This is a genomic window from Mycobacteroides sp. H001, assembly GCF_001440005.1.
Taxonomy (GTDB): Bacteria; Actinomycetota; Actinomycetes; order Mycobacteriales; family Mycobacteriaceae; genus Mycobacterium; species Mycobacterium gwanakae.
The window spans coordinates 160,984-182,943 of the sequence record NZ_LJYH01000024.1 but is presented as its reverse complement, the minus strand read 5'-3'; the positions used below and the strand labels follow the sequence as shown (position 1 = coordinate 182,943).

Genomic DNA, 21,960 nt, shown 5'->3' with positions numbered 1-21,960 from the left:
ACCTACCCTCGCGGATCGGACTCGGTCACCGCCGACTACTCCTGGCCAGGCCTTCAACGAAATCTGCCGCGGCCATGACACTTTCAGCGGGCCTGGTCATCCGGGTGGCGACCTCCCTGGCGCGATCCACACAATGCGGTTCGAGAATTGTGCGTAGGTCGGTCACCAACGTCTTCGCGGTCGTGGTCGAAAAACGCCGGGCGGTACCCACTTTCAATCGTTTGACACGTGTACCCCACAACGTCTGATCGAGGTCTGTGGAGAGAATCAACGTGGGAACGCCTGCCCGCAGGCCCGCAGCGGTTGTCCCGGTACCGCCGTGGTGCACCACTGCGCGGCAGACCGGAAAGACCGCTGAGTAGTTCATCGCGTCCACCACCTTGATGTTCTCTGCGGACAGCACCTGACTGAAATCAGAACCGGCAGAACACACCAACGCCCGCTCGCCCAACTCCTCACACGCCGAACTGATCATCGCAAGCGTCTGGGCGGCAGATTCCACCGGCAGGCTGCCGAAGCCGAAGAAGATCGGTGGCGTCCCGGTAGCGACCCACGAAGCCACCTCATCATCGAAATCTGTTGGTAAATCCATTGTCAGCGCACCGACGAAGGGCCTCCGGCCCTCATGCTCCGCCCATTCCTCGGCGAGGCCAGGAAAACAGACCCGGTCATAGGCCTGGATCTCCAGCGATCCACGTGCGGTGATTCGCCACGGTGAGGGCGCCGTGGCTCGCGGCAGCGCCAGCTCACCGCGCTGTACCCCCTCGACCTTCTTCGCGTTCTGCCATGCCAGCCACTCGCCGAGCCTCATCGTCAATCGGCCCAACGGCGCGGGCAGAAAAGGTAGGAACCGCCCGTTGGCCCGCAACGGAAAGAAATGCAGCGTGGCCAGCGGAATGTCGTAGTACTCCGCCACATTCCCCGCTGCGTCTTCGAAATTGACGCCGGTAAAGAGCACGTCAGCTCCCTGCGCCAACGATGTCAGCGTCGCGACGATGTCCTTCCAACATTGCAGGAAGGGCTCCACGACCTCACGGCGCATTCTGATCAGCTCTCGGACCTTCCAGAAATTACGAAAGAAGTGCGTCCAGAAATCGCGATGTGCGTCCAGAACCGCCTGCAGATCCGGGCCGTAGGCGACCGCGGTAGGTCCGGCCGCTTCCACAAAGGCGATGAGATCGGGTGGGACGGCCATCTGCACGTCATGGCCCCGACTCAACAACTCACGGCCGACCGCGACGCACGGCTCGATATCGCCGCGCGTCCCGTAGCTCGCCAGTACAAACTTCATCGGGGCATCAGCCGGCCCGCTTGAGGCGGACGAAATCTTCCAGCAGATCGGCGGCGGTCACCGGGCTTTCGGCGACTCCGGTCATTCGGGTAGCGACCTCGCGGGCCCGCCTGACGTACTGCGAGTCGAGGATGGTCCGCAGGTCGGCGAGCAGAGTCTTCTCGGTGGTGGCCGAGAAGCGGCGGGCGGTACCCACTCTCAGTCGCTTTACCCGCGCTCCCCACAGCGTCTGATCGAGATCTGTCGAAAGAACCAACGTGGGGACTCCAGCCCGCAGACTCGCGGCGGTGGTGCCGGCGCCGCCGTGATGCACCACCGCGCGGCATGCTGGAAAGACCGCGGTGTAGTTCATCGCGGCAACCACTTTGACGTTCCCGAAAAGTGAGACACCGCTGAAATCACTTCCGCCGGCGCACACCAGCGCCCGCTCTCCCAACTGATCACATACCGCGCTAATCATGCCCAGTGTCTCGGCGGCAGATTCGACGGGCATGCTGCCGAAGCCGAAGCAAATGGGCGGTCTTCCCGCCTCTATCCACGAGGCCACTTCGGAATCGGAATCTGTTGGTAGATCGAGTGTCAGTGCACCGACGAAGGGCCGTCGACCATCGTATTGGGCCCATTCGTCGGCCAGACCAGGCATACAGACCTCGTCGTAGGCCTGGATCTCCAAAGAACCACGCTCCGCGATCCGCCACGGCGAAGGTCCGGTGGCCTTGGGGAGGCCCAGCGAGCGACGCTGTGGGTCCTCGAGCCTCTTGAACATTGGCCAGCCCAGCCACTCAGACAGCCGCATAATCGACCGGCCAAGCCGCGCAGGTAGTCCCGGGACGAGCTGGCCGTTCGCGCGAATCGGAAACACGTGCAGCGTGGCGAACGGAAGGGAGTAGTACTCCGCGACGTTACCGGCCGACTCCTCACCGAGGACACCCGTGAAAAGCAGGTCGGCGTCCGCCGCCTGCGATCTCAGTGTTGTACTGACGTCTTCCCAACACTGAACCAAGAATCGCCAGTCTTCACGGAGCAGCTCCCGGAGATCCCGGATGCGCCAGAAGTTCTTCCAGAAATTCCGCAAGAAGCGCGCCCAGAAGTCGCGATTCACGTCCTGCCATACCCGAACATCTGGTCCACAGGCGACCGCCGAGAGTCCGGCCGCCTCCGCAAAGCCGACTAGGTCGGGCGGAACGACCATGCGTACCTCATGCCCACGGCGTAGGAGCTCGCGGCCGACGGCCACGCCCGGCTCCACATCGCCGCGTGTGCCATAGAATGACAGTACGAATTTCATCGCAGAGCCCTTCACATCCAGTGTTCCTGCGGAATGAGAGCGGGAGCCTCGCCACAGCTCAACCGCCCGGCAGCATATCCCGGTGCCTCCGTTATCGTCTTTCAATTCAAGAGATTTGGGCAGTACCTCAACAGCCTCCCGTGCCGGGGCGGACCTTGTGGATGATCCTCGGCCGCTGCAGGCCAACTCCAGCGACAATCCAAAGATGTCTGGCCGGAATCATCGGCGCTCGTCGGGTCGCCTTCAATTGACCTGAATCGTTTGAGTAGCAAAGGAATACGATCGCATCTCTAGACAAGACGTACAGATTCAGATCATTTGAGCCGCAGCACAAAGCCGGTCTGGTCACCACGGTTCTGCTGATTGAGCTGCGTGGCCCGCTTCTCCCACTCCCAGATCTGTTTGGGACGGAACATGCGAAGGATCTTGGGGTCGGTGACCGGAACATCATCCCGATAGGCCTCGCTCCCGGTGAACTGACCGAAAGTTGAATCGTCAAATGTCTGATCCACTCGCAGACCGGCACGCTCGGCAGCGAGCGCCATTCCCTGACGCGACGGTATGACCATGTGCCGAGGCGCATCGGCCTGCACCCAGTCAGCCCCGTATATGGACCACGCCTCCGATGACGTTGTGGGCACCCTGGCCAGGCATGTGCCGCCGACGGCCAGCTTCTTGGACGCTACCTCGAGTGTGGCCACCGGATCGGGCATGTGTTCGAGCGAATGGTTGAACATGATGAGGTCGAATTCACCTGGTACGTCACATAAATAGCGTTTCAGGAGCGGTATACGTTCACGTGACTCACCATCTTCGGCGATGAACGGATCCGCGCCGAGGAGGCTGACGAAGCCGACCCGTGCCAGCCTGTCGAGCAGCGCGCCGCTTCCACATCCAACATCCAGGATCCGCGCATCACGTTCAATTCCGAGCCCGGCGAGCATCTTGACAGCATCCCCGCCCAGCAGCACTCGGAAGATGCCCTCCGGTATGGGGGAGGTCATAACAGAACCGAATACTCTTCCACCACTGCGTAATTTGAATCTGTCGCGCTGCGTGACCAACCATTGAAATACCTTCGGCTGGGCCGATCCGTTGTGCGAGTAATAGGTCTGCGGGTAATGCCGCATGAGCTCTTCGCCCTGCAGCACGTCGACCATCTGCAACGTGTCACACGCGGCGCAACTGAAGTACTCGAACACCTCACGGGTGCCAAACATCATTTCGCGTATCTCAAGGGTTCGATGAGGACCCGTCGAGCCGCACAGTCGGCATGTACTGGTAACCGCCGTCATTCACATCTCCCCTACGAGACTCTGGGTCCGGAGAACGTGCACTGCTTGCCATGGGCTTGTGACCGGGCGCCACAGAACAGCTTTCAAAGGAACCCCAGACGACGAACCTACCGCGTAGTGTCTTTGTACGTGTGGGGATCGGTGCTAGCGCTCGTGGTATTGGTCGCCCTGAATCCGATACGACTGGGCATCACCCTCCTCGTGATCTCGCGGCCGCAGCCTGTGCAGAATCTGCTGACTTACTGGGCGGGCTGTCTCATCGGCTGCATCCCCGCCGTAGTGGTTCCGTTGACACTTCTGCATGTCACACCGATGTTCAGATCATTCGCACAAGGTGTGGCGGGAAGCCCCACCATTCGGCACGTCCAACTCGGCATGGGAGTGCTGGCACTGTCTGTCGCCGCACTCATCGCATCGCGGCCACTGCTGCGTGGCCGCCAGCTCCAGCTTCAGGGAGCAACGAGTGCAACCGCGGCAGCCCCCCAGACGAATCTTCCTACCCAGAACCCGATCTCGCGGATCCTGGGGCGCGCGGGAGACGCGCCGACTGACGTCGGCTCGCTGCTCCAGCGATTGGTGCGCCGGGCCACCAACGCCTGGGAGAGCGGTTCGTTATGGGTCGCCTTCCTGATCGGCCTGCTCCTCGGCGGTATCGAGCCCGACGCGGGCCTGTTCCTTATCGCCATTCTGGTGACCTCCGGTGCCGCACTCGGGACACAGATCACCGTGGCTGCCGTTTTCATCGTCGGGGTGCTGGCGATCGTGGAGCTCACCCTGGTCAGCTATCTTGTCGCGCCCGCGAAAACCCAAGTGGTTGTGCAACTGCTGCATGACTGGGCGTTGGCTCATCGTCGAAAGATTCTGGTAGCCATGTGCATAGTGGCTGGGATATCACTTCTGATTCACGGCCTGGGAGGTATCTGAGGAACCAAAAGCCCGATACTTGCGCGAAATTCATTCGGGCACAACGGTTCGCCAAATTCTTTCGGGGGGGTTGCCGGCCCACTCGGTTCCCAATTCTGCCGAGAAATTGCGCCCACCTGGGTAGTGTTCCGGGCCGTGTGGGGTCTACTGCTCGCGATGGCGATCATGTTCGCGGTCAATCCGGTACTTCTTGCCATCATCGTCTTGATGATCTCGCGCCCTCAGCCGGTACAGAATCTGGCGGCATACTGGATCGGCAGCACAATCGTCAGTCTTGCCGGCCTACTGATTCCGCTGATGGTGCTGCACATAGCGCCGTCGTTTCGCACCTTTGTGGAGAATATGGCCACACCGGGCAACAGCATCACCACGCGGCTCGTCAACCTCAGCATGGGCGTCCTCATGCTGTCGATAGCCGCACTGATGGTCGTACGGTCACTTCGTGAGCGGTCACGCGTGGGCGCAATGGCAGGCGACACCTCCGCTCAGCCACACGACTCGGATATGGCCCACCACATCACATCGCCGTTCGGCACGCCCCAGAGCGAGGCCGCGGCGGGTGGTTCGGTGTTCCGCAGACTTCTCTACCGCCTTCAAAAGGCCTGGGAAGACGGGGCCCTGTGGGTTGCGTTCGTTTTTGGCCTCGCCGGGCTACCGCCGCCCATGTTGGTGATCTTCGTACTCACTCCCATAGTGGCCTCCGGCACCCCGATCGGTACCCAGGTCGTCGCCGTCATCCTATTCGTCTTCGGAATGTTCACGGTTGTCGAGATCACGCTCGTCAGCTATCTCGTTGCACCTACCAAAACCCTTGCGGTACTGAGGCCATTGCACGACTGGGCACTCGCACACCGGCGCCAGATGCTGATTGCTATTTTCTCAGTCGCTGGAATGATTCAGGTAGTCAACGGTATTGCCTGAATAGACGGCTCGATACGAGATTCACTCGTGTCAGGCCCATGTCCCACTGCGCCCGTTGGCCGTCGCCATGACTTCGTAGATCAACTTCATCATCGACGGGCGAGTGCGCCGGCTGAGCTTGTGGAATCGCTGGAAATCCTCGAGCATCGCCCGGAAACCTCGTTCGCTCGTCCGATACGCGTCCAAAACCTGGTCCAATACCGACGGCTCCCAAGGCTCGTCGGCAGCGGCCGCGCAGAGCGTTTCGTACACCACCGACATCCAGTCCGTGCCGAAGGGCTCTGTGACGGGCCCGCTGTACTTTTGGCGCCGAAGGCCGGTTTCCAGGAAATCCTCTATCGCGGCCTCGTCCCTGGCGTCTAAGTCGAGCCCGAGCGCTAACGAAGTACGTTTCATCTCCCGGCGCCAGTCCTCGAGGAGGTTCGTGTACCCCACAAACACCCGCGGCACATCGCGTGTACATGCCTCGGCCAACAGATTGAACTTGAGCCATAGCGCGCTCGAGAACTCCGGCGACGCGGCGGCCTGGGCAGCAACCGAGGCAATGACCTCCGTTGGGTGGCGCACCGCTATCACCGTCGCGACATCGAAACCGGCTAGATCTGCTGCTTCGAACCACATATCCGACAGCAGATTTATCCTCGGGTCCTTGACGATAATCACTGGCGCCGACGGCAACGTCCCCAGGTATGTCCGGATCTCGGCGATACAGGTTGCCCTTTCACCAGCGTCGAACGCGCCTTTTTCTTGCAGACGCAACGTCGTGTCGAACCTCGAGCTGCCGTTGCGATGCAGAATCCTCTCGTTGAGGATGATGACTTTGCGTGGTTCCCAATATCCCCGTGGATTGGCCGGGTTCGCACCCGCCAGGGCTGACGGGAGCGCGCCGCCGCACAGGGACAAAGCACGGGTTATCGCCGATGTCCCGGATCGGGCCATACCCATGACAAACAAAATCACGGGGCGGGACTGACCAGCCGAGGTCACGAGGCCGCCCGTCTCAAGACGCAATTGACTGCCGCACATCGAATCATGAATTTTTCCCTGTTTCTCAATCGTTTTGCCCAGCGCGACTGGCAACCATCACCGTCGGGCCCAGCCCACGTCTAGTCCGAAACTCGACGGCGATGTCCGGATCTGCGTGATGGGCCAGCGCGCGCAGCGCGGACGGGCTGTAGGCGCGTAGGGAGCTGATGAATCCGTCGTGCTGCAGTGGCGAGAGCCTGACAAGGGGTAGCACCACTGCCAACAACGCGATATGAAGGGGGACCGGCGGCCTGGGCAGGTCCACGATCAAGAGCTTCCTCGCCGCACGGGTTCCCGATGCGAACACTCGAGCAGCGAGATCTGGCGAAAGATGGTGCAGCGACAACGCGAATACCGCAAGGTCGTAATGGCCGTCCGGAGAGTCGATCGCGGTGGCATCCATCTCCCGCACCGTGGCGCGGGGGTGGCTGCCGAGATCACTGGCGGCCACCGCGCCCACGAAGCTGGGGTCTATGTCGGTAATCGTCACCAGGGCCGCTGGGTGCATGTCCAACAACTTGCGTGACAATCCACCAAGACCAGCACCAAGTTCAAGGATCTTCGGAGAGTTCACATCGGCGACCTCGCGCAGCGCCATGCGGGCACACTTCTCGTGGATACCTATCCACCGTCGCCGCCCCGCACGATCGAGCGAGCACATGACCTTGCTCTTGAGATCATCGACGTCATCGCGGTCCAGATACTCCAGACGTCCGGTCTGTAACCGCCTGTCCAGCCAGGAAGCATCCGGGCCGCCCCGAGGCATGCACGAGATATCGCGGGCTCTGTTCTCCACATAGAACATCATGGATCACAGCGGCGGTGTACGGCAGGACAGTCGTGAAATCAAATGCGCTGCAGGGCATGAAAAATGCAATGACGACGCAGTTATTCATCTGTGTACCAGGCCCTAGATCTGGGTCCATGCGTCCGTCAGATACTCCAGTGTCCGCGGCGAAAAAGATTTCGCCACAACATGTCCACCGAACAGCTAGGCTCCCGATCAATTCGGTTGATCAAGCTCGGCTGGGCAACTCGCAGCGTGCACCGCAATCTGGAGCACGCGCGTCGTCAAACCCATTGTCGCCCACCACGCGAACCGCAAACGCATGGCTAGGAATGAAGGAGTCGGACTGGTGCCTGGGCAGTTACATCGGGTGCGAAAGTCTCTCGACGACCGGAAGAAGGCCAAAGCTACTGTACGGCTGGACAATCGGCTGGCCCTGGCAGACGAGGCCCTATTGGCTGAGCACCACGCCGCGGGCATGAACGTGATCATTCAGGTGACCTGGCTCTACAGCCAAGCCGTCGACCTCGAGGCGTTGCGGCGCTTTCATCACAATCTCGGTCGGGGCCTGTTGGGCCGACGCATCGAACGCCCCGCACTGTCGATCGCCCGGCATCGCTGGGTGGAGGACCGGGGGGCGTCCGATATCGATGTCGTTCAACACGCACGGCCCCGCAGCGAGTTCAGCGACTGGGTCGATGCACGTTCGCAGATGCGCATCGACCCCGAGGCAGGCCCCGGCTGGCATATCGGTGTCCAGCCTCTCGACGACGGAACGACCGCGATCAGCCTGGTGCTCTCGCACAATCTGATCGATGGACTCGGGCTGGCGCTTGTGATAGTTGAAGCGGCCCTGGGCAAGACCCGCGATCTTGGCTATCCTCTGCCACAATCGCGCACCCGGCTACGAGCATTGGGTCAGGATGCGCGACAGACCGCGCGTGACGTACCTCAGGTCGCGAAAGCTCTGGTGGCGGCGGTGAAGCTCGGCCGAAAGCAGGCGCGCGATAGGAGTGAATCGGACCGTGTGCCGGCACCTCGACCCGTCGCTGTCGAGCCGGACAAGGCCGATGAAGTTGTTCTCGTACCGGCCCTCACGATCTACGTGAGCTTGGATGCCTGGGATGCCCGCGCGAACGCCCTCGCCGGGGCGAGCCATACGCTTGCCGCCGCCTTTGCCGCGCGGTTCGGGGAGCGAATCGGACGGCGACGCGCAGACGGCGGCACCGTGACCCTGCAGATCCCGATCAGCGAGCGCACTGAGGACGACACCCGTGCCATGGCACTTTCCTATGCCCGCGTCAGCATTGACCCAACCTCGCTCACAACGGATCTACGCGATGTCCGGTCTGCCATCAAACAGACGCTGACCGCCCTGAGGGAGACGCCCGACGAGTCCAAGCAGCTCCTGTGGTTGCCCTCGTTCGCACCGAAACGGACGCTCCAACGGATGGTCGCCAGGATGCCCGCTGATCCCGATCAGTCGGTGTTCTGTTCGTATCTAGGCGATCTCAGCTCAATGATCGGCTATCCCGCCGGAACACTCGCCGATTTCCAGAACGCACGAGCCACCGGGCAACGCGAGAGACGACAGCTACTCGAGCGCACAGGTGGTCGCATGTTCATACTCTCCGGGCGCCTCAACGGCAAGATCTTCATCAGTGTCGGCGCCTACCAGCCGGGCGCCACGAACACCAAAGAGTCCCTGCGTGAGCTGGCCGAGCTCACCCTGGCCGATTTCGGTTTGATCGGCGAGATCCACTGACGGATTTCTGCGCCACGTGCGGTCGCGCCGAACGGGCGAACCTTGCGGGTCAGAAGTTGTGGCAGGTGCGGTAGGCCTGTTCCATCGCTCCCAGGTATGGCTGAAAGGCCGGTGCATTCGCCACGTCTTGAGCGGTCTGTGCCCGTTTTTCTGGCCCGGCCGCCAGGAATTCGCGTAATCCGCGTTGCAGTATCGGCGATTGGGACAACGCCTTTCCGAATTGCGGATCCTGCGCATTGAGGGCCGCCACTACTTGCGGATAGCTACACGTGGTGTTGATGGCCAAATCCAGGTCAGGATCCGCGGATGCGATCCCGACCGCCGCGGTCAACGACAACGCCAGTGCTCCCAACCCTACGGACACTCGAGCAAGCGACACAGAGAACATATACGTACTTCCTTTCTTACCAATATTTTTCGTAATCCAAAGTCAGGCATCTTGCATCACCAGGGGGCGGGGTCTTTCCACGTCTCGTCGCACTCTGGTTGGGCGGCGAAGTACCCGCTGCGGCCACCAGAACCACCTGCCCAACAGTGCGGCGATCGCTGGCGTCATGAACGCACGCACCACCAAGGTGTCGAACAACAGACCGATCCCTATCGTGGAACCAACCTGCCCAATCACACGGAGGTCGCTGACCACCATCGACAACATGGTGAACGCGAACACCAAACCCGCAGAGGTCACCACCTTGCCGGTGCCGCCCATGGCCCGAATAATCCCCGTGTTGATTCCCGCGCCCAGTTCCTCCTTCATTCGCGAGACCAACAACAGGTTGTAGTCAGAACCCACCGCCAACAAGATGATCACGGACATCGCCAGCACCAGCCAATGCAGTTCGATGCCGAGGATGTTCTGCCAGATGAGCACGGAGAGCCCGAATGCGGCGCCCAACGAAAGTGCCACTGTGCCAACGATTACCAGCGCCGCGACAAAGCTTCGCGTCATGATCAACATGATCCCGAAGATCAGACAAAGCGCCGCGACCCCCGCGATCAGCAGATCGTATGCGGACCCGTCACGTAGGTCTTTGAACGTCGCGGCGGTCCCAGCGAGTTGAATCTGCGCATTCTCCAACGGAGTTACCTTAAGCGCCTCCTCGGCGGCCGTCCGCACCGCATCTACCCGCGACAGTCCTTCCGGCGTCCCCGGGTCACCCCGATACGTCAGGATCAGACGTACCGCCTTCCCATCTGGTGAAAAGAACAGGGACATAGCACGTTTGAAGTCTTCGTTCTCGAACACCTCCGGAGGCAGATAGAAGGAGTCATCGTTCTGGGCGCCGTCATAGATCTTTCCCATCGCGGTCGCATTCGCAGCCGTCTTGTCGATGAGAGAAAAGATCCCCGACATGGTGCTGTGCATCGTCAGCATCATGGCGCGCATTGCCTTCATGGTCGTGATCATCGGCGGGAAAAGGGCGATCAGGTCGCGCTGGTACCCGTTCATCTGCTCCACGCGTTCCAGGATCTGGTGTGTCCGAAGGCTAAGCTGGTCGGTGCCGTCGAGGGCCTGAAACACCGATCTGATGGCGAAGCAGATCGGGATGGTCTCGCAGTGTTTCTCCCAGTACAGATAGTTGCGTAGAGGTTTGAAGAAATCGTCGAAATTGGCGATGTAATCGCGTAGCCGATCAACGGTCGCCGTCAGCTCCCGGTTCATGACGACCGTCTCGTTGGTGATGTCGGAGATGCTGCGCATCAGCTCGTAGGTGTGCTGCATCTGGTTGATCATCTTCGTCGTGTCGTCGGCCTGCCTCAGCATGTCGTCCACGCGTTCTTTCCCAAATGGCAGGATCTGCAGCATGCCGGCACTTTGCAGGCTGATCTGAAACGGTATCGACGTGTGCTCGATGGGGCTTCCCTCTGGCCGGGTAATGCTCTGCACCATGGAGATACCTGGAACGGCGTACAGGCCTTTGGCCAGTTTGTGCAGAACCACGAAGTCCGCCGGGTTGCGCATATCGTGGTCTGCCTCAAGCACCAGGACGTCGGGCGTCATCCGCGACTCGGGAAAATGACGTTCGGCGGCGGCGTACCCCAGGTTGGCGGGGATGCCCCGGGGCACATAGAGCCTGTCGTCATAGCTCGTCTGATATCCCGGAAGTGCCAGCAGGCCAATGAGTCCAACCGCACAGGCCGCGGCGAGGATGGGTCCGGGCCACCTCACGATCGCCGTACCAACCCACCGCCAGCGGCGGACCATGATCTTCCTCTTGGGCTCGAATAGTCCAAAACGACTGCCGAGGGCTATGACGGCCGGTACCAACGTGACAGCCACCGCCACCGCGACGGCCATACCCACCGCGGCGGGAATGCCCATCGTCTGGAAATAGGGCAGCCGCGTGAAGCTGAGACAGAAGATCGCACCGGCGATCGTCAGTCCAGAGGCCACAACCACCTTGGCGACGCTGCTATAGGTGGTGTAGAACGCGGTCTCACGGTCCTCGCCGGACTGTCGGGCCTCCTGGTATCGCCCGGTGAAGAATATGCCGTAGTCCGTTCCCACGGCGATACCGAGAGACACCAAGAGATTCACGGAGAATGTCGAAAGCCCAATGACGGCATGGTCTCCCAGAAATGCAACGATTCCTCGGGCGGCCTGTACCTGTATTCCCACCATGATCAGCAGGAGAATGACGGTGATCAGCGAGCGGTATACAAAGAGCAGCATCGTCAGGATCACCACGAGCGTGACAACGGTGATCTTGACGATCGACGTGTTACCCGCATGGTTCATATCGGTCACCAACGGCGCCGGCCCCGTGACATAGACCTGGACCCCTATCGGCGGAGTCGACCGTGCCACAATGCCCCGGACAGCTTCCACCGATTGGTTCGCCAGGGCCTGGCCTTGGTTGCCTGCAAGGTTCACCTGGACGTAGACGCTCTTACCATCGGCACTCTCTACACCCATCGCGGTGAGTGGGTCGCCCCAATAGTCCTGGACGTGTTGCACATGGGCGGTGTCCGCTCTCAACTGGCGAATCAAGTTGTCGTAGTAGCCGTGTGCGTCATCACCGAGGGGTCGTTGTCCCTCCAGCACCACCATCGCCACGCTGTCGGAATTCGATTCTCCGAATACCTGACCCATCCGCTGCATCGCCTGGAACGACGGCGCGGCCTGGGGAACCAGGGATACCGAGCTTTCCCGCCCCACCTGTTCCAGTGACGGAACCCCAAAGGTCACCACGGCGATGACCGCCAACCAGCCAAGGACAATCGGCACCGACAGACGACGGATCAGCCCCGCCACGAAGGGTGGCCGGTTGGGCATCCGGTGAATACTCATGCGCTCTTTACCCATTGGTACACAAAAGAATTCATCGCGGTTAGCGCTCTTGCTTCTGCCACAAGAAGCTCACCAAAGGGCGTGGAGCGGTCGAGTGCCGTTGTGCTCTGGTTGGGCGGCGGAGCACTCGCTGCGGCCACCAGAACCACCTGCCCAACAGTGCGGCGATCGCTGGCGTCATGAACGCACGCACCACCAAGGTGTCGAACAACAGACCGATCGCGATCGTCGATCCCAGTTGGCCGATGGTGACAAGGTCGCTGACCACCATCGACAACATGGTGAACGCGAACACCAAACCCGCAGAGGTCACCACCTTGCCGGTGCCGCCCATGGCCCGAATAATCCCCGTGTTGATTCCCGCGCCCAGTTCCTCCTTCATTCGCGAGACCAACAACAGGTTGTAGTCAGAACCCACCGCCAGCAAGATGATCACGGACATCGCCAGCACCACCCAGTTCAACGGAATGCCGAGGATGCTCTGCCAGATGAGCACGGAGAGCCCGAATGCGGCGCCCAACGAAAGTGCCACTGTGCCAACGATTACCAGCGCCGCGACAAAGCTTCGCGTCATGATCAACATGATCCCGAAGATCAGACAAAGCGCCGCGGTTGCCGCGATCAGCAGATCGTACTTCGAACCGTCGACGATGTCCTTGACCGATGCGGCTGTACCCGTCATATAGATCTTGGCGTTTCGCAGCGGCGTGCCCTTGAGTGCCTCTGCCGCCGCCGTCTCAATCGGATCCACCAATGACATGCCCTCGCGCGTCGCGGGATCACCCCGCTGCGAAATGAGCATCCGCGCGGCCTTTCCGTCCGATGACAGGAAGATGTTCATCACACGTTTGAAGTCCTCGTTGTCGAACACTTCGGGAGGCAGATAGAAGGAGTCATCGTTCTGGGCGGCGTCGAAGGCCTTACCCATCGCAGTCGAGTTACTGGTCGACTGCTCCATCTGATCGAAGATCCCCGACATGGTGCTGTGCATGGAAAGCATCATTTTCCGTGTGGATTCCATGGTCTCGATCATCACGGGGAACTGTTCCGCCATCTGCGGAAGGAGTTCGTCCAACCGATCAAGATTGGCAACGAGGTCACCCAATTTGTCGGATACCTCGTCGACTCCGTCGAGAGTGTCGAAGACTGAACGGATGGCCTGACAAACGGGAATGTCGTAGCAGTGCTTTTCCCAGTAGAGGTAGTTACGGATCGGCCTGATGAAGTCATCGAAATCCATGACGTGGTCCCGCAACTCGTTCATGATCACTTCGAGTTCGTGCGTGGTTCCGACCATGTCGTGGGTGGTGCCCACCATCTGTTCGGTCAACGACTGCATCCGCTTCATGATGGCGATCGTCTTCAGCATGTCGTCCGCCTGGACCAGCAGATCGTCCATGCGATTTCTCTGAAACGGCATCAAATGCGATTGGCTCGCGCTGCTCATGCTGAGCATGAACGGGATGGTGGTGTGTTTGAGCGGCTCACCTCCGGGACGGGTCACCGCCTGCACCCTGGACACACCGGGCACAGCCTGGACTCCGCGGGCAAGCTTGTTCAGCACCAGAAAATCGACAGGATTGCGCATATCGTGATCGGCTTCGATCAACAGAACATCGGGTGCCATCATCAACGATTGCGGGAAATGACGTGAGGCTGCCGCGTAGCCCACATTGGCCGGAATGTCTTGTGGGATGTATTTCTGGTCGTTGTAGCTCGGCTGGTAAACGGGCAGTGTCAACAGCCCGATGAGCGCCACCGCGCACGTCGCTACCAGGATCGGCGTCGGCCAGCGCACGATCGCCGTGCCGATCTGCCGCCATCGACGGACCGTGACCTTTCGCTTGGGCTCAAACAGTCCAAAGCGGCTGCCTACCACGATAACTGCCGGAACGAGTGTGATCGCTACCGCCACTGCGACGACCATGCCCACGGCGGTGGCTACACCCAACGTCTGATAGACGGGTAACCGCGTGAAGTGCAGACAGAGGACCGCACCGGCAATCGTCAATCCCGAGCCCAGGACCACCTTGGCAACACTGCGGAAGGTGGTGTAGAACGCGCTCTCCCGATCCTCGCCGGCTTGGCGCGCCTCCTGGTATCGCCCGGTGAAGAATATGCCGTAGTCCGTACCTGCCGCGATGGCAAGTGCCACCAAAAGATTGACGACAAACGTGGTGATACCGATAAGACCGAGGTTGCCGAGTAGCGCCACGAATCCTCGTGCCACCGTCAACTCTATTCCGACGACAACGAGCATGAGAATGACGGAAACGACCGATCGATAGACCAAGAGCAGCATCGTGAAAATCACCGCGAGGCTCAGACCCGTGACCAGAAGAACAGTCCTGTTGCCGGCAGGACCCAAGTCCGCGGCGAACGCTGCCGGGCCGGTCACATAGGCCTTCACTCCCAACGGCGCCGGTGTCCGGTCCACAATGGCCCGTACCGCCTCGACGGATTGATTCGCCGACGCCCCCTCCCGGGGATCAGTAAGGGCTACTTGCACATATGTGGCCTTGCCATCAAGGCTTTGCGCAGCGGCCTGCGTCATTTGGTCGCCCCAGAAATCCTGGACGTGCTGCACATGCGCCGTGTCGGATTTCAATTGACGAATCAGTTCGTCGTAGTAGCGATGCGTATCGTCGCCCAGAGGTTGCTGCCCCTCCACGACGATCATCGCCACCACGCTGGAGTTGGACTCACCGAACAGCTGGCCCATCCGTTGCGTTGCCTGAAATGATGGCGCCACATCCGGATTCATCGCCACCGCGTGCTCCTTCTCGACCTGCTCGAGGGAGGGGACACTGATGCTCAAGATGACAGCTATCGCCAGCCAGCCGAGGATGATCGGAATCGAGAGGCGACGAATCATCCGCGCCAGGAACGGCGGGCGGTTGCTTAGCGGCAACGGCTCAGTCGGCGGGTCATTGAGGGTGCTCATGCGGCCTTCAACATGCAGAAGGTCAATGCGCTTACGCCGTATCGGATCTTCTCGTCCTTGACCTTGTCACCCACGAGAATGCGGCACCCGATGCTGTCTGCGTCGCCCTGCGCGGTGAGGTTACCCATGGCCGTCGCCTCGGTGATCGGGAATTCCACCGACCAGGGCAGCGGGGCCTCCCTGATGACCTGCGGCTCCGCGTCGGCATCGAAATAGCTGATCGTTGCCACCGCGCCCGGAGGGCCAAACACTTCGTAGATCAGGTACTTAGGGTCGTGTGGCCGCTTCTCTTCCCGCTCGGTGTTGGCGTACGCGGGACGACGCTCATTACCGAAGACACCGTGCAGCCGCGACACGGTGAATCCGCCCGCAACTCCCACCACCACGAGCACCAACGGAATCCACACACGCTTCAAGATCGTGAAAATCTCGAGTCCCTCCGACTGTCTTCCGCGCTCGGCAGCATGTCAGCTGCACAAACATGTATCTCCAGATCGGATGTGAACACAACGGATAACCGAACTTCGAATGCGGCGGCACCCAGGCTCGGTCATGTGCGAAGCACCGCCAACGTACGGCACGCCTCGTCGCGCGCGACCCGATTCCGACGAGTAAACCACGCTGACTCGCCACGAAGGACACAATCCGCGATCTCGGTCTGGAAACGTCTAATACCTTGATACCAAGCCTATTTGGGAATGAAATGCTCGTGCAGAAATCGCCGGACGTCCGAATGTGAGGCCTATCCGTAATCACATCACACGTAGATGAAAGCTTGAGATCTGCTGGGAGAGAATCGCATAGAAGGGTCCTACTGAATGCTGTGCAGCACGGCTATCCGTCAGCGTCGACAGAATCCGGGTCCATTTCCGGTTGAATCCAACGGAATCCGGACTTGCTGCGTTCCATGAACCGGCGCTCGTAGGTGCCCTCGATCCTCTTGCCCTCCACGACACCGTTGAGCAGCAGCCGGTCCCGACTGGGTTGATGCGCCTGAAGGACCAGCTGAGGTGGATCGGACTCACGCTTGCGCAACTCGAGCCGATTATCCTTGACCTGTAGCAGCCACGCCGAGGTACGTCCGTCCGGCGTCTGGGAAACGAACTTCATCACGCTGAACTCCGCCACCGTGTCGCGGTGAGAGATCGCGACGTTGGGCCAGGGCGCCGGCTGAATCTGGTTCAGCGTTGCCCCGTGCCCGTCAATGGTGAATGACGTTGCATGCCAAACGCCGTCAAGACTCGAGGTTGGTGTCTTGTACGTCGAGTACACCGCGATCGACTGCAGGATGATGAGCACGGTGAGAACCGATGCCACCCCGAACTTCAGCACGACACCGGTGGTGAGCACCCACTTCCGACTCGAGCCGAGGGCTCGCCAAAGCCGCACCGGTTGCGTGCTCACGCGATTCAAGACCACCCGGACGAGGTTTGGCCACAGGGGCGCGGTGACGACGACGGCTACCAGGAACAACTCTCCGGATACCTGCTTCACCGGAACGTCGTAGGTCATGTTGAGAAGGAACACCTGTGCCATGGCGAAGACAGACCCCAGGGCGCCCAGCACCCACGTGCGGTTCCACAGCAGCAGCAGTCCCGACACCAGTTCCACGAGCCCCGTGGCGATGGAGTAGGGCTCCGAGGCACCCATGAAACCCCAGAGCGTGTTGAACAAGCTTGTGTCACCGACTAATTGCAGCTGTCGATCGGGCAGAGCCATGAACCCCATCTGCGTGGGAATCGCTTTCGCGATTCCATACGTGATCATCGACATCGCGAGACCGAACCGAGCGAACACCCACAGCGAGGCTGCCAGGCCCCGATAGTTCGACCGGCGGCGGTCCAACACCGTCCATATCGCGGTGATCGCCACGGCGAGGACAATCCACCCCAGGTGGTAGCACCACAGCCACAGCAGGTCGCCGCCGGAGGAGACGGTGAGTTCGATACCGCGACCGCGAATAAGGAAGCTACCAATCTGGGCCGTCAGCCACAGCACCGGCTCAAACAAGCTGTAAAGACCCAGGTTGTCGTACACCGAAAGCAGGAGAATCCCGCCACCGATGGTGAACAGCAGACGGAATCCGAGCTTCCGCAACGGGGTCCACTGCGGCGCGGCACCGGCTACCTCATCTTCGGCGGTGCCAGATTGCTCGGGCGCAACGGTCGTCATGCCAGCGAGCGTAGCCGTCCGATAGTGCTCCCCGCCTCCGGGAAAACCCTGAGTCACATCCTAATTCGAGGACGCCTAATCCCCCAGTGCGCCGCGCATCCAACGCAACACGCTGGGCATCGCCCACCCCGCTGCGATCAGATGTTCGCCAGGCACGGGCAGGTAGTCCACCGTCGCTCCCTTGGACCGCCAACTCTCGATGAGCGCCTTCGCGCCTTGCTCCGGGACGAACTGATCACCGATGAACCGATCGCGTGATCCGTGGTAGAGCAGGATCGGCATCACGGGTGCCGCGGCGCCGGGCTTGTTCGCGGCGATCACATTCTGTGCAATCGTGGACTCAAAAGGCTCTGGAATTGCCGCTAATACGTCCAGATCAATACGTGCCACCCCGGCCACAGCCAGGGGCGGCTGGGGTAAGTCCTTGATCAAGGTCGTCATATAGAGAGCAAAGTCACCGAACAGCTCCAGCATATCCGGATACTCACGCGCCTGCCCGACCGTGGCCGCGGCGAAAAGCCCAGATCCCAAGGCACTGTTCATGCTGCGATACAACAGCGCGTAATCCGTCGGTGTCCCACCCGCGACGGCCCCTTTGAAACTCAGCTCCGGCGCGTAGACCGGCTGCTCCTGGGCGGCCCACACCGTTGCGATGGCACCACCGCTATACCCGTCCATCACCATGGGGGACTCGACGAGATCAGGGCATAGTCCGCGCATTCCGCGTACCGAATCTAGTACGGCGTGAGCAGCCATGACGCCCGCAGAGTAGGCCATCCGCGGGCCCTCATGATCGGGTACGAGCACCGCGTAGTTTCGTGCCAGCAGCAGCGGCGCGAACGGCGGCACGTCCACGTACATGCCGCGCTCGATCCGGTACGAGGGCGCCGCCTTGAGCCCGAGCGAGTTGATCGGCTGGTTGCGGACCACCACGGGCCGCGCACCCGGTCCCCGCCACGGGCGGTTCGGCTCGATCAGGGTCGCCGTCACGGGTACCGCATTGCCCGCCGTATCGGTGGAGCGCACCATAAATCGTTGAATGGTCAATCCCGGCAGCGGAATCCGCGGAAAGACTCGATGGGTACGAACGATTTCTCCGTTGGCACGGCTGGTCAGATCATCCGGTTCGGAATAGAAGCTGGGCCCCGGTATCGGCGTCGGCAGGATGGCGGCGAGCCGATCGGCCCGTTGCGCGTCGGTCAGCTTGCGTGCCGCCCAGTTGTTGAGCCGGCGCACCACCGCGGGACTGCGCAGTGCGGTCGCGGTGCCTGCTATCCCTGCCACCGCCGCTGCTGCCCCGGCCCATGCGGTGCCACCGAGAACAGCTTTGGGCTTCGTTGCCATGGGCGACCTCCTGTGTCCAGGACAGCGTAGACAACGCGTTTTCACAACGGACATAGTGGCTTTCACGACAGACGTAGTGGAAGGTCGACGATCCAGGCGCGCCCGGTATCGCTAGGCGCCCACATAGTCAGCGAGGTGCTTGCCTGTCAGCGTCGACCGTGCACCAACAAGATCTTCGGGCGTACCTTCGAAGACCACGCGGCCTCCGTCGTGACCGGCACCCGGGCCCAGGTCGATGATCCAGTCGGCATGTGCCATCACCGCCTGATGGTGCTCGATGACAATCACGGACTTCCCGGAATCCACCAGCCCGTCCAACAAGCCAAGGAGCTGCTCGACGTCGGCAAGATGTAGGCCCGTGGTCGGCTCGTCCAGAACATAGACACCCCCTGCCGCGCCCATGTGTGTGGCCAGCTTGAGGCGCTGCCGCTCTCCACCCGAGAGCGTGGTGAGCGGCTGACCAAGGCTGAGATAGCCCAGGCCGACCTCATTCAGGCTGGTCAAAATCTTGTGGGCTGCTGGAAGTTTGGCGTCGCCTTCCCCGAAGAACGTCTGTGCGTCCGCGACCGACAGTGCCAGCACCTGACTGATATCGCGGCCACCGAAGTGATAGTTCAGCACCGCGGTGTCAAACCGCTTGCCTTCGCACACATCGCATGTGGTCTCCACAGTCGCCATTACACCCAGATCGGTGTAGATGACACCCGCGCCGTTGCAATGGGGGCATGCCCCTTCCGAGTTCGCACTGAACAGGGCCGGCTTCACCCCGTTGGCTTTGGCGAATGCCTTACGGATCGGCTCCAGCAGGCCGGTGTAGGTCGCCGGGTTGCTGCGCCGTGAGCCCCGGATCGGTGTCTGGTCCACGGTGATCACTTCATCGAGCTTGGCCACCGATCCGTCGATCAGCGAGCTCTTGCCCGAGCCCGCGACGCCGGTGATGACCACCAGCACACCGAGAGGGATATCGAGGTCTATCTTCTGCAGGTTGTGGGTGCTGGCGCCTCGAATTTCCAAGCAGGAGTTCGGCCTCCGCACGGAGTCCTTCAGCGTGGCACGGTCATCGAGGTGTCTCCCGGTAATGGTGCCGCTGGTTCGCAGCTGCGCCACCGTGCCCTCGAAGCACACAGTCCCACCGCGGGCACCCGCACCGGGTCCCAAATCTACGACATGGTCCGCTATGTGGATGGTCTCAGGTTTATGCTCCACCACCAGCACGGTGTTGCCCTTGTCGCGCAACTGCAGCAGCAGACTGTTCATCCGCTGGATGTCATGCGGATGCAGGCCTATGGTCGGCTCGTCGAACACATAGGTGATGTCGGTAAGCGAGGAGCCGAGATGGCGAATCATCTTGGTGCGCTGAGCTTCTCCACCGGATAGCGTTCCGGCGGGCCGATCCAGGGATAGGTAGCCGAGACCGATCTGTACGAACGAGTCCAATGAATGCCTTAGTTTTTCCAGCAGCGAGGCAGCCGAAGGTTCTTCCAGAGCACTCACCCACTCGGCCAGGTCGCTGATCTGCATCGCGCACACCTCGGCGATGTTCTTGCCTTTGATCTTCGACGAGCGGGCCAGCACAGAAAGCCGGGTTCCGTCGCAGTCCGGACAGGTGGTGAAGGTGGCAATCCGCTCCACAAACGTGCGTACGTGCGGCTGCATGGACTCAATGTCCTTGGACAAGTACGACTTCTGGATCTGCGGAATCAATCCGAGATAGGTCAGGTTGACACCATCAACCTTGAGCTTGGTCGCCTCCTTGTGCAGCAGATCATGCAGTTCCTTTTTGGTGTACTTGCGAATCGGCTTGTCGGGGTCCAGGAACCCGCAACCGCGATAGATTCGCCCGTACCACCCGTCCATGCTGTAACCGGGAATGGTCAGTGCGCCCTCGTTGAGCGACTTGCTGTCGTCATAGAGTGCGGTGAGATCGATATCGTTGATCGAACCCCGCCCTTCGCATCGTGGGCACATACCTCCGGTGATGCTGAACTCTCGACGCTCCTTGGTGGGCTGTGAGCCACGTTGAACGGTTACCGCTCCCGCACCGCTTATCGAGGCAACGTTGAACGAGAATGCCTGTGCCGAACCGATATGCGGCTTGCCGAGCCGGCTGAAGAGGATACGTAGCATCGCGTTGGCATCGGTTGCGGTACCCACCGTGGATCGCGGGTCCGAGCCCATGCGTTCCTGATCGACGATGATCGCCGTCGTCAGCCCGTCGAGCACATCGACATCTGGTCGCGCGAGGGATGGCATGAATCCCTGCACGAACGCGCTGTAGGTCTCGTTGATCAGGCGTTGCGATTCGGCGGCCACGGTGCCGAATACCAACGAACTCTTCCCTGAGCCGGAGACACCGGTGAACACCGTGAGCCGGCGCTTGGGTAGCTCGACGCTGATGTCTTTCAGGTTGTTGACCCGTGCGCCGTGCACGCGGATCAGATCGTGACTATCGGCCGGATGGTGGTCGGTCGTTTTGGCGCTCTGGGCCATTCAGGGCAGCTCCTGGATGCGGACGGTGCAGCCGGCGGGATCACGGAAGGCACAGTCTCGGGAACCCCAGGGCTGATCGATGGGCTCCTGCATGACTTCGGCGCCGGTCGCCTGCACACGCTCGAAAAGCCCGGCCAGGTCATCGGTGGCCAGCATGATGCTCGCGTACGTGCCCTTGGCCATCATCTCGGAGACGGTCCGGCGCTCTTCCTCAGTGATTCCCGGGTCTGCAGCAGGGGGTGTCAACACGATGTTCATATCGGGACGCCCCACCGGACCGACGGTGATCCACCGCATGCCTTCATATCCGACGTCCTTGCGGACCTCGAACCCGAGCGCGTCACGATAGAAGGCCAGCGAGGCCTCCGGGTCGGTGTGTGGCAGGAAGCTCGCATTGATCGTGATGTCCATGCCGGTCACG

Annotated in this window: 16 protein-coding genes; 3 read left to right on the top strand and 13 right to left on the bottom strand. The window is 61.0% G+C overall.

Annotation, left to right across the window (positions count from 1 at the left end; genetic code table 11):
* Positions 1–25 precede the first annotated feature (25 nt).
* The 3 genes from AOT83_RS07305 to AOT83_RS07295 all read right to left on the bottom strand — a co-directional run bounded on the left by AOT83_RS07305 (position 26) and on the right by AOT83_RS07295 (position 3,874).
* The gene (locus tag AOT83_RS07305; RefSeq protein ID WP_030097526.1) at positions 26–1,291 is read right to left on the bottom strand and encodes a glycosyltransferase; all 1,266 of its coding nucleotides are present in this window, start codon (positions 1,289–1,291) and stop codon (positions 26–28) included.
* A 7-nt stretch (positions 1,292–1,298) separates the two neighbouring features.
* On the bottom strand, positions 1,299–2,579 hold the full coding sequence (locus AOT83_RS07300; protein ID WP_057964638.1) for a glycosyltransferase: 1,281 nt from the start codon (positions 2,577–2,579) through the stop codon (positions 1,299–1,301).
* Positions 2,580–2,893: 314 nt separating this feature from the next.
* Positions 2,894–3,874, bottom strand: coding sequence for a class I SAM-dependent methyltransferase (locus tag AOT83_RS07295; protein ID WP_057964637.1), 981 nt, complete (start codon positions 3,872–3,874; stop codon positions 2,894–2,896).
* 129 nt (positions 3,875–4,003) lie between these two features.
* Here AOT83_RS07295 and AOT83_RS07290 point away from each other — a divergent pair, with 129 nt between their 5' ends.
* Both AOT83_RS07290 and AOT83_RS07285 read left to right on the top strand, forming a co-directional pair.
* Positions 4,004–4,798, top strand: a complete 795-nt coding sequence (locus AOT83_RS07290) for a GAP family protein (protein WP_057964655.1) — start codon at positions 4,004–4,006, stop codon at positions 4,796–4,798.
* 135 nt (positions 4,799–4,933) lie between these two features.
* Positions 4,934–5,719: a GAP family protein gene (locus AOT83_RS07285; RefSeq protein ID WP_030097530.1), complete on the top strand. Its 786-nt coding sequence runs from the start codon at positions 4,934–4,936 to the stop codon at positions 5,717–5,719.
* Between the two features lie 30 nt (positions 5,720–5,749).
* Here AOT83_RS07285 and AOT83_RS07280 read toward each other — a convergent pair whose 3' ends face one another.
* Together AOT83_RS07280 and AOT83_RS07275 are read right to left on the bottom strand one after the other, a co-directional pair.
* Entirely contained in the window at positions 5,750–6,745 is a 996-nt protein-coding gene (locus tag AOT83_RS07280) for a sulfotransferase family protein (protein ID WP_232784678.1), read from the bottom strand.
* A gap of 25 nt (positions 6,746–6,770) precedes the next feature.
* Positions 6,771–7,550: a methyltransferase domain-containing protein gene (locus tag AOT83_RS07275; protein WP_057964654.1), complete on the bottom strand. Its 780-nt coding sequence runs from the start codon at positions 7,548–7,550 to the stop codon at positions 6,771–6,773.
* Between the two features lie 331 nt (positions 7,551–7,881).
* Here AOT83_RS07275 and AOT83_RS07270 point away from each other — a divergent pair, with 331 nt between their 5' ends.
* Positions 7,882–9,297, top strand: coding sequence for a hypothetical protein (locus AOT83_RS07270; RefSeq protein WP_057964636.1), 1,416 nt, complete (start codon positions 7,882–7,884; stop codon positions 9,295–9,297).
* 49 nt (positions 9,298–9,346) lie between these two features.
* Here AOT83_RS07270 and AOT83_RS07265 read toward each other — a convergent pair whose 3' ends face one another.
* From AOT83_RS07265 to AOT83_RS07230, 8 genes are all read right to left on the bottom strand, one after another.
* Positions 9,347–9,685, bottom strand: coding sequence for a hemophore-related protein (locus tag AOT83_RS07265; protein WP_057964635.1), 339 nt, complete (start codon positions 9,683–9,685; stop codon positions 9,347–9,349).
* A gap of 42 nt (positions 9,686–9,727) precedes the next feature.
* On the bottom strand, positions 9,728–12,589 hold the full coding sequence (locus tag AOT83_RS07260) for an RND family transporter (protein ID WP_057964634.1): 2,862 nt from the start codon (positions 12,587–12,589) through the stop codon (positions 9,728–9,730).
* Positions 12,590–12,629: 40 nt separating this feature from the next.
* The gene (locus tag AOT83_RS07255) at positions 12,630–15,533 is read right to left on the bottom strand and encodes an RND family transporter (RefSeq protein ID WP_081343836.1); all 2,904 of its coding nucleotides are present in this window, start codon (positions 15,531–15,533) and stop codon (positions 12,630–12,632) included.
* Positions 15,530–15,940 (bottom strand): MmpS family transport accessory protein, encoded by a 411-nt coding sequence (locus AOT83_RS07250; protein ID WP_030097537.1) that lies wholly within the window; start codon positions 15,938–15,940, stop codon positions 15,530–15,532. The genes AOT83_RS07255 and AOT83_RS07250 overlap by 4 nt, the downstream gene beginning before the upstream one ends.
* Positions 15,941–16,367: 427 nt before the next feature.
* A complete protein-coding gene (locus AOT83_RS07245; protein WP_057964633.1) occupies positions 16,368–17,705 on the bottom strand; it encodes a hypothetical protein in 1,338 nt (445 codons plus the stop codon).
* Between the two features lie 75 nt (positions 17,706–17,780).
* A complete protein-coding gene (locus AOT83_RS07240) occupies positions 17,781–19,049 on the bottom strand; it encodes a lipase family protein (RefSeq protein WP_057964632.1) in 1,269 nt (422 codons plus the stop codon).
* A 111-nt stretch (positions 19,050–19,160) separates the two neighbouring features.
* Entirely contained in the window at positions 19,161–21,539 is a 2,379-nt protein-coding gene (locus AOT83_RS07235; protein WP_057964631.1) for an excinuclease ABC subunit UvrA, read from the bottom strand.
* The gene (locus AOT83_RS07230) at positions 21,540–21,950 is read right to left on the bottom strand and encodes a VOC family protein (protein WP_030097540.1); all 411 of its coding nucleotides are present in this window, start codon (positions 21,948–21,950) and stop codon (positions 21,540–21,542) included.
* Positions 21,951–21,960 lie beyond the last annotated feature (10 nt).

Excerpts from the sequence above, each read along its gene's own strand:
- AOT83_RS07305 (WP_030097526.1), bottom strand. The coding sequence starts at position 1,291 with ATGAAGTTTGTACTGGCGAGCTACGGGACGCGCGGCGATATCGAGCCG.
- AOT83_RS07300 (WP_057964638.1), bottom strand. The coding sequence starts at position 2,579 with ATGAAATTCGTACTGTCATTCTATGGCACACGCGGCGATGTGGAGCCG.
- AOT83_RS07295 (WP_057964637.1), bottom strand. The coding sequence starts at position 3,874 with ATGACGGCGGTTACCAGTACATGCCGACTGTGCGGCTCGACGGGTCCT.
- AOT83_RS07280 (WP_232784678.1), bottom strand. The coding sequence starts at position 6,745 with ATGTGCGGCAGTCAATTGCGTCTTGAGACGGGCGGCCTCGTGACCTCG.
- AOT83_RS07275 (WP_057964654.1), bottom strand. The coding sequence starts at position 7,550 with ATGTTCTATGTGGAGAACAGAGCCCGCGATATCTCGTGCATGCCTCGG.
- AOT83_RS07265 (WP_057964635.1), bottom strand. The coding sequence starts at position 9,685 with ATGTTCTCTGTGTCGCTTGCTCGAGTGTCCGTAGGGTTGGGAGCACTG.
- AOT83_RS07260 (WP_057964634.1), bottom strand. The coding sequence starts at position 12,589 with ATGAGTATTCACCGGATGCCCAACCGGCCACCCTTCGTGGCGGGGCTG.
- AOT83_RS07255 (WP_081343836.1), bottom strand. The coding sequence starts at position 15,533 with ATGAGCACCCTCAATGACCCGCCGACTGAGCCGTTGCCGCTAAGCAAC.
- AOT83_RS07245 (WP_057964633.1), bottom strand. The coding sequence starts at position 17,705 with ATGACGACCGTTGCGCCCGAGCAATCTGGCACCGCCGAAGATGAGGTA.
- AOT83_RS07240 (WP_057964632.1), bottom strand. The coding sequence starts at position 19,049 with ATGGCAACGAAGCCCAAAGCTGTTCTCGGTGGCACCGCATGGGCCGGG.
- AOT83_RS07235 (WP_057964631.1), bottom strand. The coding sequence starts at position 21,539 with ATGGCCCAGAGCGCCAAAACGACCGACCACCATCCGGCCGATAGTCAC.
- AOT83_RS07230 (WP_030097540.1), bottom strand. The coding sequence starts at position 21,950 with ATGGACATCACGATCAATGCGAGCTTCCTGCCACACACCGACCCGGAG.